General features: G+C 32.9%; 16 protein-coding genes and 1 pseudogene. 4 read left to right on the top strand and 13 right to left on the bottom strand.

The annotated features are described in order from the left end of the window. Positions 1 to 20: 20 nt before the first annotated feature. Together gap and lipA are read right to left on the bottom strand one after the other, a co-directional pair. Positions 21 to 1,019, bottom strand: a complete 999-nt coding sequence (gene gap, locus M0M44_RS01135; RefSeq protein WP_248728151.1) for a type I glyceraldehyde-3-phosphate dehydrogenase — start codon at positions 1,017 to 1,019, stop codon at positions 21 to 23. A 102-nt stretch (positions 1,020 to 1,121) separates the two neighbouring features. Beyond that, positions 1,122 to 1,988: a lipoyl synthase gene (gene lipA / locus M0M44_RS01130; RefSeq protein ID WP_095929418.1), complete on the bottom strand. Its 867-nt coding sequence runs from the start codon at positions 1,986 to 1,988 to the stop codon at positions 1,122 to 1,124. Between the two features lie 299 nt (positions 1,989 to 2,287). Here lipA and M0M44_RS01125 point away from each other — a divergent pair, with 299 nt between their 5' ends. Together M0M44_RS01125 and M0M44_RS01120 are read left to right on the top strand one after the other, a co-directional pair. Continuing rightward, positions 2,288 to 3,145: a M48 family metalloprotease gene (locus M0M44_RS01125; RefSeq protein WP_248728150.1), complete on the top strand. Its 858-nt coding sequence runs from the start codon at positions 2,288 to 2,290 to the stop codon at positions 3,143 to 3,145. A gap of 196 nt (positions 3,146 to 3,341) precedes the next feature. Continuing rightward, on the top strand, positions 3,342 to 4,220 hold the full coding sequence (locus M0M44_RS01120; RefSeq protein WP_248728149.1) for a M48 family metalloprotease: 879 nt from the start codon (positions 3,342 to 3,344) through the stop codon (positions 4,218 to 4,220). Between the two features lie 55 nt (positions 4,221 to 4,275). Here M0M44_RS01120 and M0M44_RS01115 read toward each other — a convergent pair whose 3' ends face one another. From M0M44_RS01115 to hisC, 8 genes and pseudogenes are all read right to left on the bottom strand, one after another. Next, entirely contained in the window at positions 4,276 to 4,656 is a 381-nt protein-coding gene (locus M0M44_RS01115) for a PH domain-containing protein (protein WP_095929421.1), read from the bottom strand. Between the two features lie 62 nt (positions 4,657 to 4,718). Continuing rightward, positions 4,719 to 5,456: pseudogene (locus M0M44_RS01110) on the bottom strand (DUF4184 family protein). Between the two features lie 100 nt (positions 5,457 to 5,556). Continuing rightward, positions 5,557 to 6,375 (bottom strand): energy transducer TonB, encoded by an 819-nt coding sequence (locus M0M44_RS01105; protein ID WP_248728148.1) that lies wholly within the window; start codon positions 6,373 to 6,375, stop codon positions 5,557 to 5,559. A 157-nt stretch (positions 6,376 to 6,532) separates the two neighbouring features. Further along, positions 6,533 to 7,084 carry an RNA polymerase sigma factor gene (locus tag M0M44_RS01100; RefSeq protein ID WP_095929424.1) on the bottom strand — a complete coding sequence of 184 codons (552 nt, stop codon included), beginning with the start codon at positions 7,082 to 7,084 and terminating at the stop codon, positions 6,533 to 6,535. Beyond that, positions 7,075 to 8,181, bottom strand: coding sequence for a glycosyltransferase (locus tag M0M44_RS01095; protein WP_248728147.1), 1,107 nt, complete (start codon positions 8,179 to 8,181; stop codon positions 7,075 to 7,077). Before M0M44_RS01095 ends, M0M44_RS01100 begins: the two co-directional genes overlap by 10 nt. Before the next feature lie 85 nt (positions 8,182 to 8,266). Next, the gene (locus tag M0M44_RS01090; protein WP_248728146.1) at positions 8,267 to 8,881 is read right to left on the bottom strand and encodes an FMN-binding negative transcriptional regulator; all 615 of its coding nucleotides are present in this window, start codon (positions 8,879 to 8,881) and stop codon (positions 8,267 to 8,269) included. Between the two features lie 86 nt (positions 8,882 to 8,967). Beyond that, complete coding sequence (gene murB / locus M0M44_RS01085; RefSeq protein WP_248728145.1) at positions 8,968 to 9,981, bottom strand: UDP-N-acetylmuramate dehydrogenase; 1,014 nt, start codon at positions 9,979 to 9,981, stop codon at positions 8,968 to 8,970. Between the two features lie 108 nt (positions 9,982 to 10,089). Further along, positions 10,090 to 11,193, bottom strand: a complete 1,104-nt coding sequence (gene hisC, locus M0M44_RS01080; RefSeq protein ID WP_248728144.1) for a histidinol-phosphate transaminase — start codon at positions 11,191 to 11,193, stop codon at positions 10,090 to 10,092. A gap of 138 nt (positions 11,194 to 11,331) precedes the next feature. Between hisC and M0M44_RS01075 the strand changes: the two genes are divergently transcribed. Further along, positions 11,332 to 11,832: a hypothetical protein gene (locus M0M44_RS01075; RefSeq protein WP_248728143.1), complete on the top strand. Its 501-nt coding sequence runs from the start codon at positions 11,332 to 11,334 to the stop codon at positions 11,830 to 11,832. On the opposite strand, the gene M0M44_RS01070 is transcribed toward M0M44_RS01075, so the two are convergent. The 3 genes from M0M44_RS01070 to recF all read right to left on the bottom strand — a co-directional run bounded on the left by M0M44_RS01070 (position 11,825) and on the right by recF (position 14,851). Beyond that, entirely contained in the window at positions 11,825 to 12,877 is a 1,053-nt protein-coding gene (locus M0M44_RS01070; protein WP_248728142.1) for a glycosyltransferase, read from the bottom strand. The two genes, M0M44_RS01075 and M0M44_RS01070, sit on opposite strands and share 8 nt — an antisense overlap. A gap of 100 nt (positions 12,878 to 12,977) precedes the next feature. Further along, positions 12,978 to 13,655 carry a DUF2461 domain-containing protein gene (locus M0M44_RS01065; protein WP_248728141.1) on the bottom strand — a complete coding sequence of 226 codons (678 nt, stop codon included), beginning with the start codon at positions 13,653 to 13,655 and terminating at the stop codon, positions 12,978 to 12,980. Positions 13,656 to 13,771: 116 nt separating this feature from the next. Continuing rightward, the gene (recF, locus tag M0M44_RS01060) at positions 13,772 to 14,851 is read right to left on the bottom strand and encodes a DNA replication/repair protein RecF (protein ID WP_248728140.1); all 1,080 of its coding nucleotides are present in this window, start codon (positions 14,849 to 14,851) and stop codon (positions 13,772 to 13,774) included. 241 nt (positions 14,852 to 15,092) lie between these two features. Here recF and M0M44_RS01055 point away from each other — a divergent pair, with 241 nt between their 5' ends. Further along, a complete protein-coding gene (locus M0M44_RS01055) occupies positions 15,093 to 15,875 on the top strand; it encodes a tetratricopeptide repeat protein (RefSeq protein ID WP_248728139.1) in 783 nt (260 codons plus the stop codon). Positions 15,876 to 15,881: the final 6 nt, after the last annotated feature.

The raw sequence follows: 15,881 nt of genomic DNA, 5'->3' as shown, positions 1-15,881 counted from the left end.
CAATGCTATTACAATGAATCTTATTTTTTTCTTATCAGTAAAATTAAATCAATCAATCTTGATGAATAGCCAATTTCGTTATCGTACCAGCCTACAACTTTTACCATTTTATCGATAACCGAAGTTAGCTGAGCATCAAATAAACAAGAATTTGTATTGCCAATTACATCAACCGAAACAATCGGATCTTCGGTATAATCTAATATCCCTTTTAAATTTGTTTTTGAGGCTTGTTTGAATGCTTTATTTATTTCTTCAATGCTCACGGCACGTTTTACATTGAAGGTTATGTCTGTTAATGAACCGTCTGGAACTGGGACTCTAATGCCACAGCCACCCATTTTATTGTGCAATTTAGGAAAAATTTTTGTTAATGCCTTAGCTGCACCCGTAGTTGTTGGAACAATCGACTGGCTGGCTCCCCTCGCACGGCGTAAATCCTTATGTGGCTGGTCATGAAGACTTTGGTCTGTTGTAAAAGAATGTATAGTGGTAATGTAAGCTTGCTCAATTCCGCACAATTCTTCGATAATTTTAATCATCGGAGCAGCATTATTGGTTGTGCAACTTGCATTAGAAACTATATCTTCGTTTCCATCCAAAATATGTTCGTTTACACCCAAAACTACCGTTTTGATAGTGTCAACTTCTGATGGAGCCGAAAGAATTACTTTTTTTGCTCCAGCTTCCAGATGCGCATTTAATTCTTCATGCGTTTTATATTTGCCTGTCGATTCAATCACAATATCAATCGAATGCGACTTCCAGTCTATGTTTGAAATGTTTTTTTCGTGAAAAAAGAAAAAATGTCTTCCATCTACTATGATACTATTTTCGTCATGACTTACTTCGGCTTTCAAAACACCATGAATACTGTCGTATTTAATTAAATGCGACATGGTTTTGTTGTCTGCAATGTCATTTATAGCAACGACTTCGATTTCGGGGTGATTTAAAAGCAATCGGAATAAATTTCTTCCAATTCTCCCAAATCCATTAATAGCAATTCTTGTTTTCAATTATTCGGTTTATTCGTTTTATTGTTAAAATCGTTTAATTGTTTCAAACCGTTAAACGTCTTGGCGACTAAACGATTAACCAATTAAACTATTAACCTAAATTTATAAAATATGTTTTTGTGCTTTGTATGAAGAACGAACAAGAGGTCCACTCTCAACATGTCTGAAACCTAGATCAAGACCAAATTTTTCATATCTGGCAAATTGTTCAGGGGTAATGAATTCTTTTACAGGAAGATGTTTTTTACTTGGCTGTAAATATTGTCCAATTGTTACCACATCAACATTCGCATTTCTTAAATCGGTCATAGTCTGGAAAACTTCTTCTTCAGTTTCTCCAAGACCAAGCATAATTCCAGATTTTGTTCTGTTAATTCCTTTTTCTTTAAGATAGCGAAGTACTTCTAAACTTCTATCATATTTAGCTTGAATACGAACTTCGCGAGTTAAACGTCGTACAGTTTCCATGTTATGAGAAACAACTTCAGGATTTGCTTCTACAATACGATCAAGGTTTCTTTCAATTCCTTGAAAATCTGGGATCAAAGTTTCAAGAGTAGTTTGAGGGTTCATTCTTCTGATGGCTCTCACGGTTTCCATCCAAATGATAGAGCCGCCGTCTTTAATATCGTCTCTGTCAACGCTAGTGATTACAGCATGTTTGATATTCATGATTTTAATAGAACGAGCTACTTTTTCAGGCTCATCCCAATCTACCGTTTCTGGTCTGCCTGTTTTTACACCGCAGAAACCGCAAGAACGAGTACAAACATTTCCTAGAATCATGAAAGTTGCTGTTCCTTCACCCCAACATTCGCCCATATTTGGACAGCTTCCAGAAGTACAAATGGTATTTAAACTATATTTATCAACTAAACCTCTAAGTTCAGTATATTTTTGTCCGATAGGTAATTTTACTTTTAACCACTTTGGTTTTGTGGTTTGTATATTTTCAGTGACTGTTTCCATATATCAATGTTCAAAGTGCAAAGATACGGAATGTAGTTTATTTTGAGATGTTTATTTGCTTTTCGTTTACATATCTTGTTAATGGCAAATATTTAAGATAATTGAATGCAATTGTTAATAATTTATTTTTTAATGCTTTTTTAGGTGTAGTTTTTTTGATTTCTGTTTAATATTTAGATTTCTATTTGGTTTTTGTGGAATATAAAAGTTCAGTCTTAATCTGTTACAAATTTGGCTTCTTGAGAACTTGTAAAATTCATGCTGTGCTAATTTTGCTGTTAATTTAACAGTTTTAAAACATGAAAAAAAGATTTATTGCCCTTGGAGTTTTATTTTTGTCTTTTGGTTTTGTCGAAGCAAATGCACAAATCCTTTCGGATAAAGCTATGGGAGCTTTAGGTAAAGGGGTTTCTGGTTTTACTTTTAGTGATGCCGATGCAGCTGCTTTAGCAAAAAAAGCGATTGACGAAATGGATGCGAATAATCCTGTAGCTGGAACAAATGATGGATACTCAATTCGCTTAAATCGTTTATTTGGCAAACATATATCTAGTGAAGGTGTTGCATTAAATTATAAGGTATATCTAGTAAAAGATATTAATGCCTTTGCATGTGCTGATGGGAGTGTGCGTGTCTTTGCGGGTTTAATGGATATTATGGATGATAATGAATTGCTTGCTGTTATTGGTCATGAAATCGGTCATGTTGTAAATCATGATACAAGAGATGCAATAAAGGCAGCTTATAAAAAAGAGGCTTTACTCGATGTTGCATCGTCGCAATCCGGAAAAATCGAGACTATTACCCAATCTCAATTAGGGCAACTAGGAAGTGCAATGATTGATAGTAAACATAGCAGAAAGCAAGAATCTGAAGCCGATAACTTTTCTTATGATTTTATGAAAAAAAATGGGTATGATGTAAATGCGGTAGAATCGGCTTTTAGAATTCTTCAAAATTTAAGTGAAGGAGCAGAGGCGTCTTTTCTTACTAAGATGGTAAGTTCGCATCCTGATTCTGGCAAGAGAGCTGAAGAAGCTAAAAAAAGAGCAGTAAAAGATGGTTTGTATAAAGCTTACATACAGCAAAAAATTGTAAATACTGCTCCGGTTAAAGCAACTACAACTAAAAAGAAAGTGACAACAAAGAAGAAATAATGTTTTTTAAAGAGTAAAAATAGAGCCGATAAATTCTTTAGAGTTTGTCGGTTTTTTTATATAGTTTTATTTATTAGGTAATTATATAACTCGTTAAAATTTTATACCTTTAATTGTTGAAAAACAAGTTTTGTGGGAAATTAAAATAGCATTTTGTTATGCTACATTTGTTGTTAAATTGTAATTATAAAAAAATATGAAAAAGAAATTTATAATAGCGGGGCTTTTATTTACAGCATTTGGTTTAACTAAAATGACTGCACAGATTAATTTTGGAGATAAAGCAATTGGGGCAGTTCAGAAAGGAGTTACTGGTTTTACTTTTAGTAATGCCGATGCGGCAAAATTATCTAAAGAAGCAGTAGATAAATTAGATGCAGAACATGAAATTGCTGGGCCAACAGATGGTTATACTTTAAGATTAAATCGAGTTTTTGGAAAACATGCTTCTGGTGACGGGTTTACTTTAAATTACAAAGTATATAAATTGAAAGAAGTAAATGCTTTTGCAACTGCAGACGGAAGCGTTCGTGTTTATTCAGGTTTAATGGATATTATGGATGACAATGAATTAATTGCTGTAATTGGGCATGAAATCGGACACGTAGCAAACAACGATTCTAGAGATGCTATTCGTGCAGCTTATCAAAAAGAAGCTTTAATGGATGGAGTAGCTTCTCAGTCGGCAACAGTAGCGACAGTTACAGATAGTCAACTTGGAAAAATTGGAAGCGCAATTATTGATAGTAAATATAGCCGTAAACAAGAATCTGAAGCAGATTTATTTGCTTACAATTTCATGAAGAAAAACGGTTACAATGTAAATGCTGAAGAATCTGCGTTTAGAATTTTGGCAAAAATGAGTGAAGGCGCTCAAGCTTCGTTTATTGATCAAATGATGAGCTCGCATCCAGATTCTCAAAAAAGAGCAGATGAAGCTAAGAAAAGGGCAGAAAAAGATGGGTTGTATAAACCATATGTACAGCAAAAGATTGTAAACACTGCGCCAGCAGCTACAACAAAAAAAGCAACTACAACCACTAAGAAAACAACAACAACAACCAAAAAGAAATAAGAGTTGTTGTTATCATAAAAAAAATAAACCCGACAATTTTGCCGGGTTTATTTTTTTATCCTAATACATGAAAAGCAAGAATCTTTTGCACTTCATAAACATTAACCGATTTATTAAATTGTTTTACAATACTCGGATGTTGTTCGCTTGAAATCCAGATTTTTAATTCAGCATCCAAATCAAAAGTTCCAGCTGTTTCTACACTAAAGCGAGTAATACTTTTATAGCCAATAGATTTGTATTCTGTTTTACTTCCTGTAATTCCTTGTACATCAACTAAGATTAATCTTTTGTTAGTAAAAATAAAAGTATCACGGATAAGTTTGAAACCCATTTCGATTTCTTCGTTAGCCGTTAAAAGCTGTCCGTATTTTTTAATTAAATCTTCTTGGCTAACTGAACCTGCATTACCAAGAATGGCTGAAAATATTCCCATTATTCTGTTTTAATTTAGTTAAAATGATTTCCGTTTTGAAGGAGTAAATGTAGTCGATTTTGTTATTTTTTTTGGTTTGATTTAAATTTTATTATTAATGGGACTGCTGTTATTGCAATTAAAAAGGACGCTATAAAAGTCACAATTATATTTCCAATATTTAAAGCTTTTGGATTTAATGTAAATCTCATTGATATAATTGTCGCGGTAAATAAAATAACAGCAATCCAATACAGTTTGTTGATGGTGGTTTGGGTATAGAAAACTTTTGGGAGTTTAGAGAAAGCATACAGTATAACAATAATTCCAAAAAGAGTACTTGAATGCTGCGCTATTTTCCAAAACGGAATTTCTATTCCAAATAGTAATACGATTTTTTGAAAAGCATCAAATTGATTGACAAAATAACCATGTTTATGTGTAAAAGCATCCCAGAAAATATGAGAAAATATTCCAACTAGTAAAGAGATTAAAACGATTAGTCAATTTCTTTTAAAATAAATATTCCAGTCAAAATCTGTAAAAACCAGAACTCTATTTTTTATAAAGTATGGAAGATTTTGAAACAAGAGATTTCTAGTTAAATTATGAAAGAGAAAAGTTAGTAAAAGAGCAAAAGGTAAATCAAACCAGAAAATGCCATTTAGAGTATGGCTGTAATCGCTTTTAACTTTCATGCGGAGAAAATATTCGAAATCAGGAGTAAGACTTCCGATTATTAATGCTGTTAGAGAAAACCATGATTTTGGTAAATATCTTAAGGGAAGTATTATTGCAGGATGCGAAAATGTAAACGGCATTAAAGTTGAGTTTTTAATTAGACAGGGTTGATTGATGAATTAAATGTAAACAAAAAAGCAGAACCTAAGTTCTGCTTTTTCACTTTTCAAAATATTTATATTATTCGACTTCTGTTTTTACTGTGATTGGAAGATTGTATGCAGTTCTCACGGGTTGTCCGTTTAGAACTCCTGGAGCCCATTTTGTTTTTAATGATTTCAAGACTCTAATGGCTTCTTTTCCTACACCATAACCAGGATCATTTTTTACCATAATGTCTGTAAGCGATCCGTCTTTTTCAACAACAAACGATACATAAACTCTTAATGTTTTTTCTACATCAAGTTCTGGTCTGCGGAAATTGTTTCCAACATACTTGTAAAACTGCGCGATTCCACCTGGGAATTCTGGAAGTTTATCTAAAACCGCAATAGAAACAGGATCGTTGGTTGGTGGTGCAACCGAAGCGACATCTCCATTTCCTCCAGAAGAAGGCATAGCATTAATTGCAGGTCCATTTCCAGCGGTATTGTCTGTAGCAGGTACATTTTCTGTATTTGCTGCAATGTTTTCAACTGCATTTTGTGTTGTCGCAACTACAGGATTCGTTAGCTGTACTGCATCTGTTTTTGGAGTTGCACTATGTTCAGCCATAGGTGCAGGCGGAGCTGGCGGCGGTGGTACAACAATAGGATCCACGGGTATAACCGTAGGTTTGTAGATTGTTGGTTCTGGCTCAACTTCAACAGGCGAAGTCCTAATTTTGCTAATAAGTAACGGTGCACTTCCTAAAGCCGTTATTAACAATAAACCCATAAAGAGAGCTGTAACAGAGTTTTTGGAATTCTCCTGGCGTAACTGATAAGCGCCGTATTCTTTGTTTTTGTTCTCGAAAACAAGATCGGTCCACTTGTTTTCATAAATGCTTAATTTAGACATGATTTTTGGGTTTTAAGGTTAAGTAACTTTAAATCATACGCAGAAAAGGTTTAGGTTTGAGCTAACAACGTAAAAGTTGTAGTTTTAGTATTATGGAAATCTATTTATTTTAAGAATAAAACAAGTAATTATTTATTCTTTATTTAAAGATAATAAATTATCTGTTACGTTCGATAATTTCGGCTAATAATTTTTTAGCTCGTAAAAGTTTCACTTTAACGCTGCTTAACGGTTCGTTTATCTTAACGGCAATTTCCTGATAAGACATTTCCTGAAAATAACGAAGCTGAATTACTTCTTGGTAGTGTGGTTTAAGTTCTTTGATGCATAGAAGCAGACGAGAAAGATTCTGTTCTTTAATTAAAGCATCTTCTGCAGATGGAGTAGGGTCGGCAATGTTGTACGCTTGCTGGTCTTCGTTGTCTGTGATTTCTATAAAAAGATTGGTTTTCTTTTTTCGAAGCAAATCAATATAGACATTTTTTGCAATTGCAATAAGCCAGGTGTTAAACTGAAACTCTGAATTGTAAGAAGCTATTTTGTCAAAAGCTTTGGAGAAAGTTTCTATGGTAATATCTTCTGCGGTGGTTTCATTTTCGGTTCGTTTGAGCATAAACGAATACACCTCATTCCAATAATGATCTAATAAAAAAGTAAAGGCGATCTGATCGCCTTTTTTTGCTTTTTCTATTTTAGAATTTATTTCCAATATACGGGTTTTGAAAAGATATTAGTTATAAAGATATTAATTTGCGTTAATATTAGCGCTATCTCAACAACTGGAAACCAAATTTTAATATCTTTTTCTTTTAATTTTCCTGCTGAAAATCCAATTACTGTCCATACAACTGTATAGCGTGTTGCTAAAATTGCTAATACGGCAATCCATTGAAATTGAAATGCTAATAATACAATAACTAATAAAAAGAAAAATAATTGTGAAATGAAGAATAATCCTAACTGCATTTTGTCAAAGAACTTATAATGTTCTGCAGTAGAAATATGTCTTCTTTTCTGAGTAAACCATTCTTTGTATGTTTTCTTAGGTTCTGAATAGGTAAAACTTTCAGGCGTATAAGAAATAGTAGTATTTGTTTTATTTGCGGCCTGATTGATGAATAAATCGTCATCGCCAGAACGAATCTGAATGTGGTCAATAAAACCATTTACATTAAAAAACTCTTCTTTTTTATAAGCAAGATTTCTGCCGACTCCCATGTAAGGAAGCCCCATTTTTGCCCAAGAAAAATATTGTATTGCTGTTAGAACAGTTTCAAAGCGAATAATTTTGTTTAAAAACGAACGTTCTACTTTTTCATAACCTCCATATCCTAAAACGATTGTTTTGTTCATGGTAAATTGTGAAGTCATAGAGGTAATCCAATCTTTAGAACTTGGGAAACAATCTGCATCTGTAAAAAGTAAATAATCTTTCTTTGCCGCTTTTATTCCAAGTGTTAAAGCGTATTTCTTATTTCCCCAAAAAGCTTCGTTGTTCTCCACTTTTACCAAACGGATATTAGAGAATTCTTTTTCAAATTCTTCAAAAACTTCAAGAGTTTCATCGCTAGATGCATCGTCAATTAAGACAATTTCAAAATCTGGATAATCTTGCTGTGCTAAAAGCGGAACGTATTTTTTTACATTCTCTTCTTCGTTTTTAGCGCAAACGATTACAGAAACTGGAAGATTTTTAGGCTTAATAAGCTGTGGCTTAGCAAAAGCAAATTTCCCAAAAACTCCTAAATAATAAAATAATTGAACTACGACAATAGCAATAAAAAAGTAAAATATGTATATAAGCATCTGATTTATTTGGTTCTATTAATTTTCACGTTCTGCGACTGCAAATGTACTTATCAATTCGATAAATTCAATGATCAAAACCAATTTACTTTCGGCATTTTGACATTTCTTTTGCAACAGCAATAGACTGAGGGTTTTCGGTTTTTTCCAATTCCGAAATTATGTTTTTGTAATTATAATCGTCGCGGTTTTGGGAGAGTTTTTTTGTGGCTTGAATTTCGTCAATTTCGATTTCAAAACCAAAAATCCCTCTAGCTTCGCGCATTGTTTTTTCAGATAAATCTTCAACGCGTACCGGATTCTTAGAATTCGCTTCGTATTTGTCAACAAGTTTTTTCAATTGTTCTACAGAAGTTTCGTAATCCACAATTTTAATTCTTCCGTAAACATGTACAGCTATGTAATTCCAAGTAGGCACATTTTCATAATCGTACCAAGAAGAAGAAATATAACTGTGCGGACCTGTAAAAACAGCCAAAATCTGATCGTTTTCTTTAAAACCTGCAGCTTGCGGATTCAGTTTTGAAATGTGTCCTTGCAAGATTTCTTTTCCGTCAGCATTCATTTCCAATTCTATCGGAATATGAGTAGCGCATAATTTTCCGTCGGTCTGATTAATCAGGATTCCAAAACTATTTTCTTTCAAAAAAGCTCTAATTTCCTCTGGATTTTCGTTTTTATATAGATCAGGAGTGTACATTTTTTGTGTTGTTTTGTCGTCACGAATTTTACGAATTAGCACAAATTAAATTAGTGCCAATTCGTGAAATTCGTGGCAAAAGAAAATTAAATCACATTTACTTCTACTTCAATTTGAATGCCAAAAGTTTCAAAAACGGTTTTCTGAACTTCTTTTGAAACGGCTAAAATTTCTTGTCCTGTCGCATTTCCGTAATTTACTAAAACTAATGCCTGATTTTTATGAACACCAGCATCTCCAAAACGTTTTCCTTTAAAACCAGCTTGCTCAATCAGCCAACCAGCAGGAACTTTTACTTCGGTTTCTGAAACTTCGTAAAATTTCATTTCTGGGAATTTTTGATGGATTTTTTCAAAATCAGATTTCAGTAAAATCGGATTTTTAAAGAAGCTTCCGCTATTTCCTAATTCTTTTGGATCTGGCAATTTACTTTGTCTAATGGCAATTACAGCATTGCTCACATCTTTTAATGTGGGTTCTGTAATATTGTTTTTAGCCAATTCAGCCAAAATATCTCCGTAAGACGTATTGATTTTATGATTGCGTTTCGTTAGTTTAAAAACAACCGACGTAATAATATATTGGTCTTTTGCTTCATGTTTGAAAATGCTTTCGCGGTAGCCAAAATTACATTCATCATTAGTGAATGTTTTCATTTCCTGAGTTGCAATATTCATGGCTTCGCAAGAAACAAAAGTGTCTTTAATCTCCGTTCCATAAGCTCCAATATTCTGGACTGGCGTTGTTCCTACGTTTCCAGGAATAAGTGACATGTTTTCTAATCCGCCAAAATTATTGTCGATAGTATAAAGAACGAAATCGTGCCAAGTTTCTCCAGCTTGACTTTCAACCCAGACAAAATCGTCGTCTTCTTTAATTGTTTTTTTGCCTTTTAAATCGATGTGAATAACAAGAGCATCAATATCTTTGGTTAAAAGCATATTACTTCCGCCTCCTAAAATAAATTTTCTCTCGTTTTTGTTTGCTGCTAAAACTGTTTTTAATTCAGCAATAGAATGAACTGCAACAAATTGTTTGGCACTTGCTTCAATGCCGAAAGTATTATATTTTTTTAAAGAAAAATTGGATTGGATTTCCATAAATAAAAAGGCTTTTTAAGTTCCGAAACTTCGGAAAAATTCTGAGATCAAAAGTAACGATAATAATTTATTTGAGTAGATTTTCTGAAAAAAGACTTTTTCAAATTTTTATTTGATAGCTTCAATAAATTGCTGCATTTCTTTCATTGTTCCAATGGTGATTCGTGTCCATTTTCCTTTCTCCTCATAGATTTTTGTTCCCTGTATATTGTGGTTTTCTAATTGTTTAAAGAAGTCTTTTTTGTAATTATCTAAAGAAAAATAAATAAAGTTAGCGTGCGAGGGAATACAAGTTAAATTAAGTTTAGTAAGCTGTTCGGTAGTATATTTTTTCACTTCTTCATTTGCAGCATGCACTTGCTCGATAAATTTATGATCATTTAAGGATGCTATTGCCGCAGCCGTTGATACTCTGCTAACAGATAGATTAGGGGAAGATTTTAAAGCACTTAGTTCTTCAATTGTTGATGAAGATGCAACTGCGTAACCTATGCGTGCGCCAGCGAGACCATACATTTTTGAGAAAGTTTTTGTAATGATTAAGTTTTTGTTTTCAATTACGAGGCTACTTAATGATTTTTCTTTTGTGAAATCGAGATAAGCTTCATCAACAAAAACAATTGCTTTTTTTGAAGCTTCTTTTACAAAAGAAACTAGTTGCTCATAATCGCATATTGTACCTGTTGGATTGTTAGGATTGCAGATGTAAATCATTTTTGTGTCTGCATCAATTGCTTTTAGCATTGCTGGCAAATCATGTTTTTTGTCTGCAGTTAATGGAACGGTAATTTTTTTAATTCCTAATTTTTCAGATGGAAATGCCCAATAATTAAAAGTTGTTTCAGCTAAGATAAAATTGCCTTTCTGAAGTGCGGTATATTGGAGAACTAAGTCTAGAATTTCAGTTGAACCAGCGCCAAGAAGGATGTTGGGGTTTGAAACATTATTCTTTTTGGCAATAAGAGAAATTAATTCATCTGAAATATCCCAGCCATATCGATTGCTATTGCTGATGCTTTTTTGCATAGCTGTACGCGCTAAAGGAGAAGGTCCATACGGATTTTCATTCGAACGTAATAAAATGGGCGATTTTTCTGCATCAGGAAAAATGTAATTTTCGGATGGAGTGTTTGCGAATGTTTCAAAATGGCAAAGGCTTAATCCTACTGCGCCTAAACTTACTTTTTTTAACCAATTTCGTCTATTGTTCATATTGTTTTAAGATTAAATTAGAGAATTTAATAAGTAATATGTCGATAGGGGATAGAAAATGTTACGTTCTGATTTTGACTTAGTTCTGAATTAAAGTCTATTTTTTTGTAAGTTTGAATTAATTATAATAGTGTAATTATGTCAAAATCACTTATTAAAAACGGCGTAGCCATTTTTCTGATTCTAAATGTATTTTTGTCAATGTCTTCTTTTGCTCAAACGGATATAGTAGGAGAATGGAAGACAAATGATATAATTGGATATACAGATGTTGCAGAATATTCTTTAACAAAAGTAAAGGAAGCCAATTATGGTCGTCGTCTAACATTCAAATTAGATGGCATATTTTTTTGTGATGCACCAGTGCAATGTCTTAATGATTGCTTTGTTTTTACTTCTGGAACATATACCCAAGTTGATAATGACCATATACATTTGATCGTGAAGGATGCTCATATTTTGGGATTGAATTGTGGGATGAAACAAATAAAGAAGGAAGGTATTGTTAAGGATTTAGGTATTTTTTATATTTATAAAGAAGGGGATTCCATTCGATTAATTCCAAGTAATGGAGTTTTGGATGATAATAAAAAAGTTTCTCAGGTTCGATCCGAAACAATAAAAACTAAAACTATTTAATGGTGTGTGAGTTCAACAACTCATGATATTTCTCCGAAATAATCTTCATATTAATATTATAATTAGCGTTTTCTTCCACAAATTTTCTGTTTCGAATAATTGCCTCATTTCGCAATTCCGAATTTTCAAAAGACCAGATTAATTCATTGGCTAACATTTCGATGTCATCAATTGTGATTAATTGACCATTTTCTCGATGTGTTATCCAGCTTTGATTTCCTGGAATATCTGAAACTACAGGAAAGCAATTACAAGCCATTGCTTCAAATAAAGATGCCGAAACGCCTTCGGTAATTGGCATGCTGATATAAATATTAGATTGCTGTAATAATTTTGGAAGTTCTGTATTTGCAATTCTTCCTGTAAAAATCACTTTATTTTCGATTTGCAGTTCTTTCGCTAAATCTTTCAAATATTGCAATCTTGTTCCATCGCCAACAATAGTTAAAGAAAAATCAATCCCTTTTTGATTCAAAATTCCGAATGCTTTTAAAATAGAATCGTGTCGGTACTCAGGCATTAAAGATCGTGTTACAATCGCTTCGATTTTGTTTGAATTATTTATGGAAGAAGTAAAGATTGATAAATCAATTCCTTTTGGGAGAACTAGAACTTTATCCATGTCAACTCCAGATGCTTTCATGTGAATTGCCATAACAGGTCCCCAAGCATGAATTAAATGCGCTTTTTTGAAAGCATATTTTTGGATGAATTTCTTAAAAGGATACAATTTAGATTCCTCTGGCCATAAATCGGTTCGTCCTTGCTGGGCGATGGCGATGGTTTTAGAACCAGATAATGACGCAAGAAAACCGTAACTGGTCGTTCTTTCAGCAATTACCATATCTGGCTTTTCTTTTTTAATGATTTTTCGAATAGAAAGAGGAGCAAAGAAATACTCTAAAATACGTTTGAATCTATAACTATTTGATGTTTGAAGTTCCCAAGTTATAATTTCAAAATCGCCAAATTGTTTGAGGCCCTTCATCCAGGTTATAGCATCGGCACGGTAAGATTCTCCAAGAAAAAGTATTCTCCTCTTCATTCGCTTATTGTTTTTTGCCACAGATTAGAAAGATTAAAAAGATTTTTGCTGTTGCGAAAAATTAATCTGTGAGAATCTGTGAAATCTGTGGCAAATAAAACTAAAATTCTTCAGTATCTAAAGCACGATTGATAAATTCGTTTAAAGGTTTTAAAGCAATTAGTTTTTTGCTCATTTTAGAAACAAAATCTTTCTGAGTTACTTCAGAAATATCATAAACTTGAGTCGCAGTAAAACTTTTCAATTTCAAGAATTCTATTGCAGGATGATCTTTTTCGTAACCGCGAGGCATGCTTTTAAGCAAATTGTTTTCGTTGATGTCTAAACTTCCAAATTCTTTCTTGAAATTTTTGTCGTTTAAAATTTCCTGTAAATCTTCGTAGAAAAAAGCAATTTCTTTGCGAACTTTCTTTAAATCTTCAGCTTCAGGCGAATAAAATCCGCCAGCAATAAAACTCGCACCTTTTTCGATATGAACATAATATCCAGCACGATTTGCGCCTTTTGCACCGGCCGACATCCAAACGCCCAAATGTGCTTTATAAGGAGATTTGTCTTTAGAAAAACGAATATCTCGATTAATCCTAAAAGTACAGTTTTTAACTTCTAATAATTCTAAAGAAGGATCAAGCGGTTTCATGATGTCAAGAAAATCACTTACCAATTGATGGTAATCTTTCTTGAAAATTTCATAACGCTTTTTGCTGTCCTGAAACCATTCTCTGTTATTGTTCTTTTTTAAATCGTCTAAAAATTGCAATGATTCTTTCGTTAACATAATCCTATTATATTTTATTGCAGTTGCATTATGAGTTTTTTTGTTCGGGCTAATTTACTGATTTCTATTTTGGGATTGATTCTAAAACTGATACAAATTGTACCAAATTTCACGAATTACAAATTGAATATCTTGTAAGTCTGATGCGTCGATTTAACAATCGCTTCGGTTCTTTCTGGATGAGTGTCAGAAATAAAAAGCTGTCCAAACGTTTCGCTATTTACCATTTCTACAATTTTGGCAACACGCGTTTCGTCCAGTTTATCAAAAATATCATCAAACAAAAGAATAGGTTTTACACCGCTTTGTTTTTTTAAAAACTCGAATTGTGCCAATTTTAAAGCAATTAGAAAAGATTTCTGCTGTCCTTGAGATCCGAATTTTTTTATCGGATGCAAATCAATTTCAAAAGACAAATCATCTTTATGAATTCCAACAGTGGTATAATGCAACGCTCGATCTTTATTGATGTTTTCCTGCAAAAGCGTTAAAAGGTCTTTTTCGAATAAATGACTTTCGTAAACCAATTGCACAATTTCCTCAGATCCCGTTATTGCTTGATGGTGTGTATTAAATATAGGTATAAACTGCTCTAGAAATTTTTTTCGTTTTTCAAAAATCGATTTTCCGTAACCTTGTAACTGTTCATTATATATAGATAAGGTATCGTTATCAAAGACATGATTTAAAGCAAAATATTTTAAAAGTGCATTTCGCTGGGTGATTACTTTTTGATATTGTATTAATTCGTGTAGGTAAGTAGCGTCTAATTGCGAAATGACACTGTCCATAAATTTACGGCGTGTTTCACTTCCTTCAACGATCAAATCTCTATCTGCTGGTGAAATAATAACTAACGGAATAAAGCCAATATGATCGGAGAATTTGTCATAAGGTTTTCCATTTCGCTTTAGAACTTTTTTCTGTCCTTTTTTTAAACTGCAAACAATCTGCTCCGTTCTCTGATTTTTTTCGAGTTCGGCATCAATTACAAAAAACTCTTCGCCATGTTTGATATTTTGAACAGCAAGCGGATTAAAATAACTTTTTCCGTAAGCCAAATGATAAATAGCATCGAGTACATTAGTTTTCCCAATGCCATTTTTTCCAACAAAACAGTTTATTTTGATGTCAAAATCAAAACTTGCTTCAGAAAAGTTCTTGTAATTAAATAATGAGATTTTGTTTAAATGCATTTGTAAGGACTCCAAGTGTAAAGTTTACCGCTTCTGAGCAGTGAAAATTTGAGGCTGCAAATTACCGAAAATTATCGATATAATTGGCTTTGGCCCTTTCTTAGGCTTATTTATTTTACCGCTTTTGCGAAAGGATAAGTGAATCATGAAAATATTTCTTTTAAAATAGTGATAAAATTGAAATTTTTTACCTCAGTTTCAATAAAAATTTTATTTTTGCCGTTCACTAAATAAAATTTAAATGGCAACTTACAATAAAAGAGGATATAAGACACCAAAAGAAAAGGAAGTAAAAGAAGTGGTTACTGAAGAGCAACAAGTAGTTATTGACGAAAAAGACAGTACAACAGCTGGAGTTTTCTCAAAATTAGACGAAACAGCTTCTAGAACTGAGGATTGGGTGGCTAAAAATCAAAAAATCATTATTGGTTTAGTTGCTGGTATCGCGGTTGCTACAATTGGCTATTTGGCTTACCAAAAATTTATAGCAACTCCTAAACAAGAAGAGGCTGCAAGTGAAATGTTTGTTGCTCAACAAAACTTTGAAAAAGCTGTAAACGGTGTTTCTAGCGATTCATTATTTAAATTATCATTAAACGGTTCAGAAGGTAAATTTGGATTTATTAAAATCGCTGACGAATATTCTGGAACTGACGCTGGAAATTTAGCAAACTACTATGCTGGTATCGCTTACTTAAATACGGGTAAATTTGATGAAGCAATTAAATATTTAGGTGAATTCAAGTCAGAAGATGTAGTTTTAAGCGCTTTAGCTAAAGGTGCTACAGGAGATGCTTATTCTCAAAAAAATCAGCAAAAAGAAGCTTTAGATTTTTATGTAAAAGCTGCTGAGTCTAACAAAAACGATTTTACAACACCTCGTTTCTTGTTAAAAGCTGGAAAAACTGCTTTAGCTTTAGGTCAAAAAGAAGACGCTTTAAAATATTTTAATGATATTAAAGATAATTACGACAATGCTCCAGAAGCAGCGTCTGTTGATGCTTTGATTGGATTAGCGCAATAAAAATTT

It is taken from the genome of Flavobacterium humidisoli, assembly GCF_023272795.1.
Taxonomy (GTDB): Bacteria; Bacteroidota; Bacteroidia; order Flavobacteriales; family Flavobacteriaceae; genus Flavobacterium; species Flavobacterium humidisoli.
Note: the sequence above shows the minus strand (reverse complement) of the source record. Positions and strands in the feature narration are given on the sequence as shown.

What these genes read in the sequence shown, in the direction of transcription:
- lipA (WP_095929418.1), bottom strand. Translation starts at nt 1,988, where the DNA reads ATGGAAACAGTCACTGAAAATATACAAACCACAAAACCAAAGTGGTTA.
- M0M44_RS01120 (WP_248728149.1), top strand. Translation starts at nt 3,342, where the DNA reads ATGAAAAAGAAATTTATAATAGCGGGGCTTTTATTTACAGCATTTGGT.
- M0M44_RS01055 (WP_248728139.1), top strand. Translation starts at nt 15,093, where the DNA reads ATGGCAACTTACAATAAAAGAGGATATAAGACACCAAAAGAAAAGGAA.
- murB (WP_248728145.1), bottom strand. Translation starts at nt 9,981, where the DNA reads ATGGAAATCCAATCCAATTTTTCTTTAAAAAAATATAATACTTTCGGC.
- M0M44_RS01125 (WP_248728150.1), top strand. Translation starts at nt 2,288, where the DNA reads ATGAAAAAAAGATTTATTGCCCTTGGAGTTTTATTTTTGTCTTTTGGT.
- M0M44_RS01095 (WP_248728147.1), bottom strand. Translation starts at nt 8,181, where the DNA reads ATGCTTATATACATATTTTACTTTTTTATTGCTATTGTCGTAGTTCAA.
- M0M44_RS01115 (WP_095929421.1), bottom strand. Translation starts at nt 4,656, where the DNA reads ATGGGAATATTTTCAGCCATTCTTGGTAATGCAGGTTCAGTTAGCCAA.
- M0M44_RS01070 (WP_248728142.1), bottom strand. Translation starts at nt 12,877, where the DNA reads ATGAAGAGGAGAATACTTTTTCTTGGAGAATCTTACCGTGCCGATGCT.
- hisC (WP_248728144.1), bottom strand. Translation starts at nt 11,193, where the DNA reads ATGAACAATAGACGAAATTGGTTAAAAAAAGTAAGTTTAGGCGCAGTA.
- recF (WP_248728140.1), bottom strand. Translation starts at nt 14,851, where the DNA reads ATGCATTTAAACAAAATCTCATTATTTAATTACAAGAACTTTTCTGAA.
- M0M44_RS01075 (WP_248728143.1), top strand. Translation starts at nt 11,332, where the DNA reads ATGTCAAAATCACTTATTAAAAACGGCGTAGCCATTTTTCTGATTCTA.
- M0M44_RS01105 (WP_248728148.1), bottom strand. Translation starts at nt 6,375, where the DNA reads ATGTCTAAATTAAGCATTTATGAAAACAAGTGGACCGATCTTGTTTTC.
- M0M44_RS01090 (WP_248728146.1), bottom strand. Translation starts at nt 8,881, where the DNA reads ATGTACACTCCTGATCTATATAAAAACGAAAATCCAGAGGAAATTAGA.
- M0M44_RS01065 (WP_248728141.1), bottom strand. Translation starts at nt 13,655, where the DNA reads ATGTTAACGAAAGAATCATTGCAATTTTTAGACGATTTAAAAAAGAAC.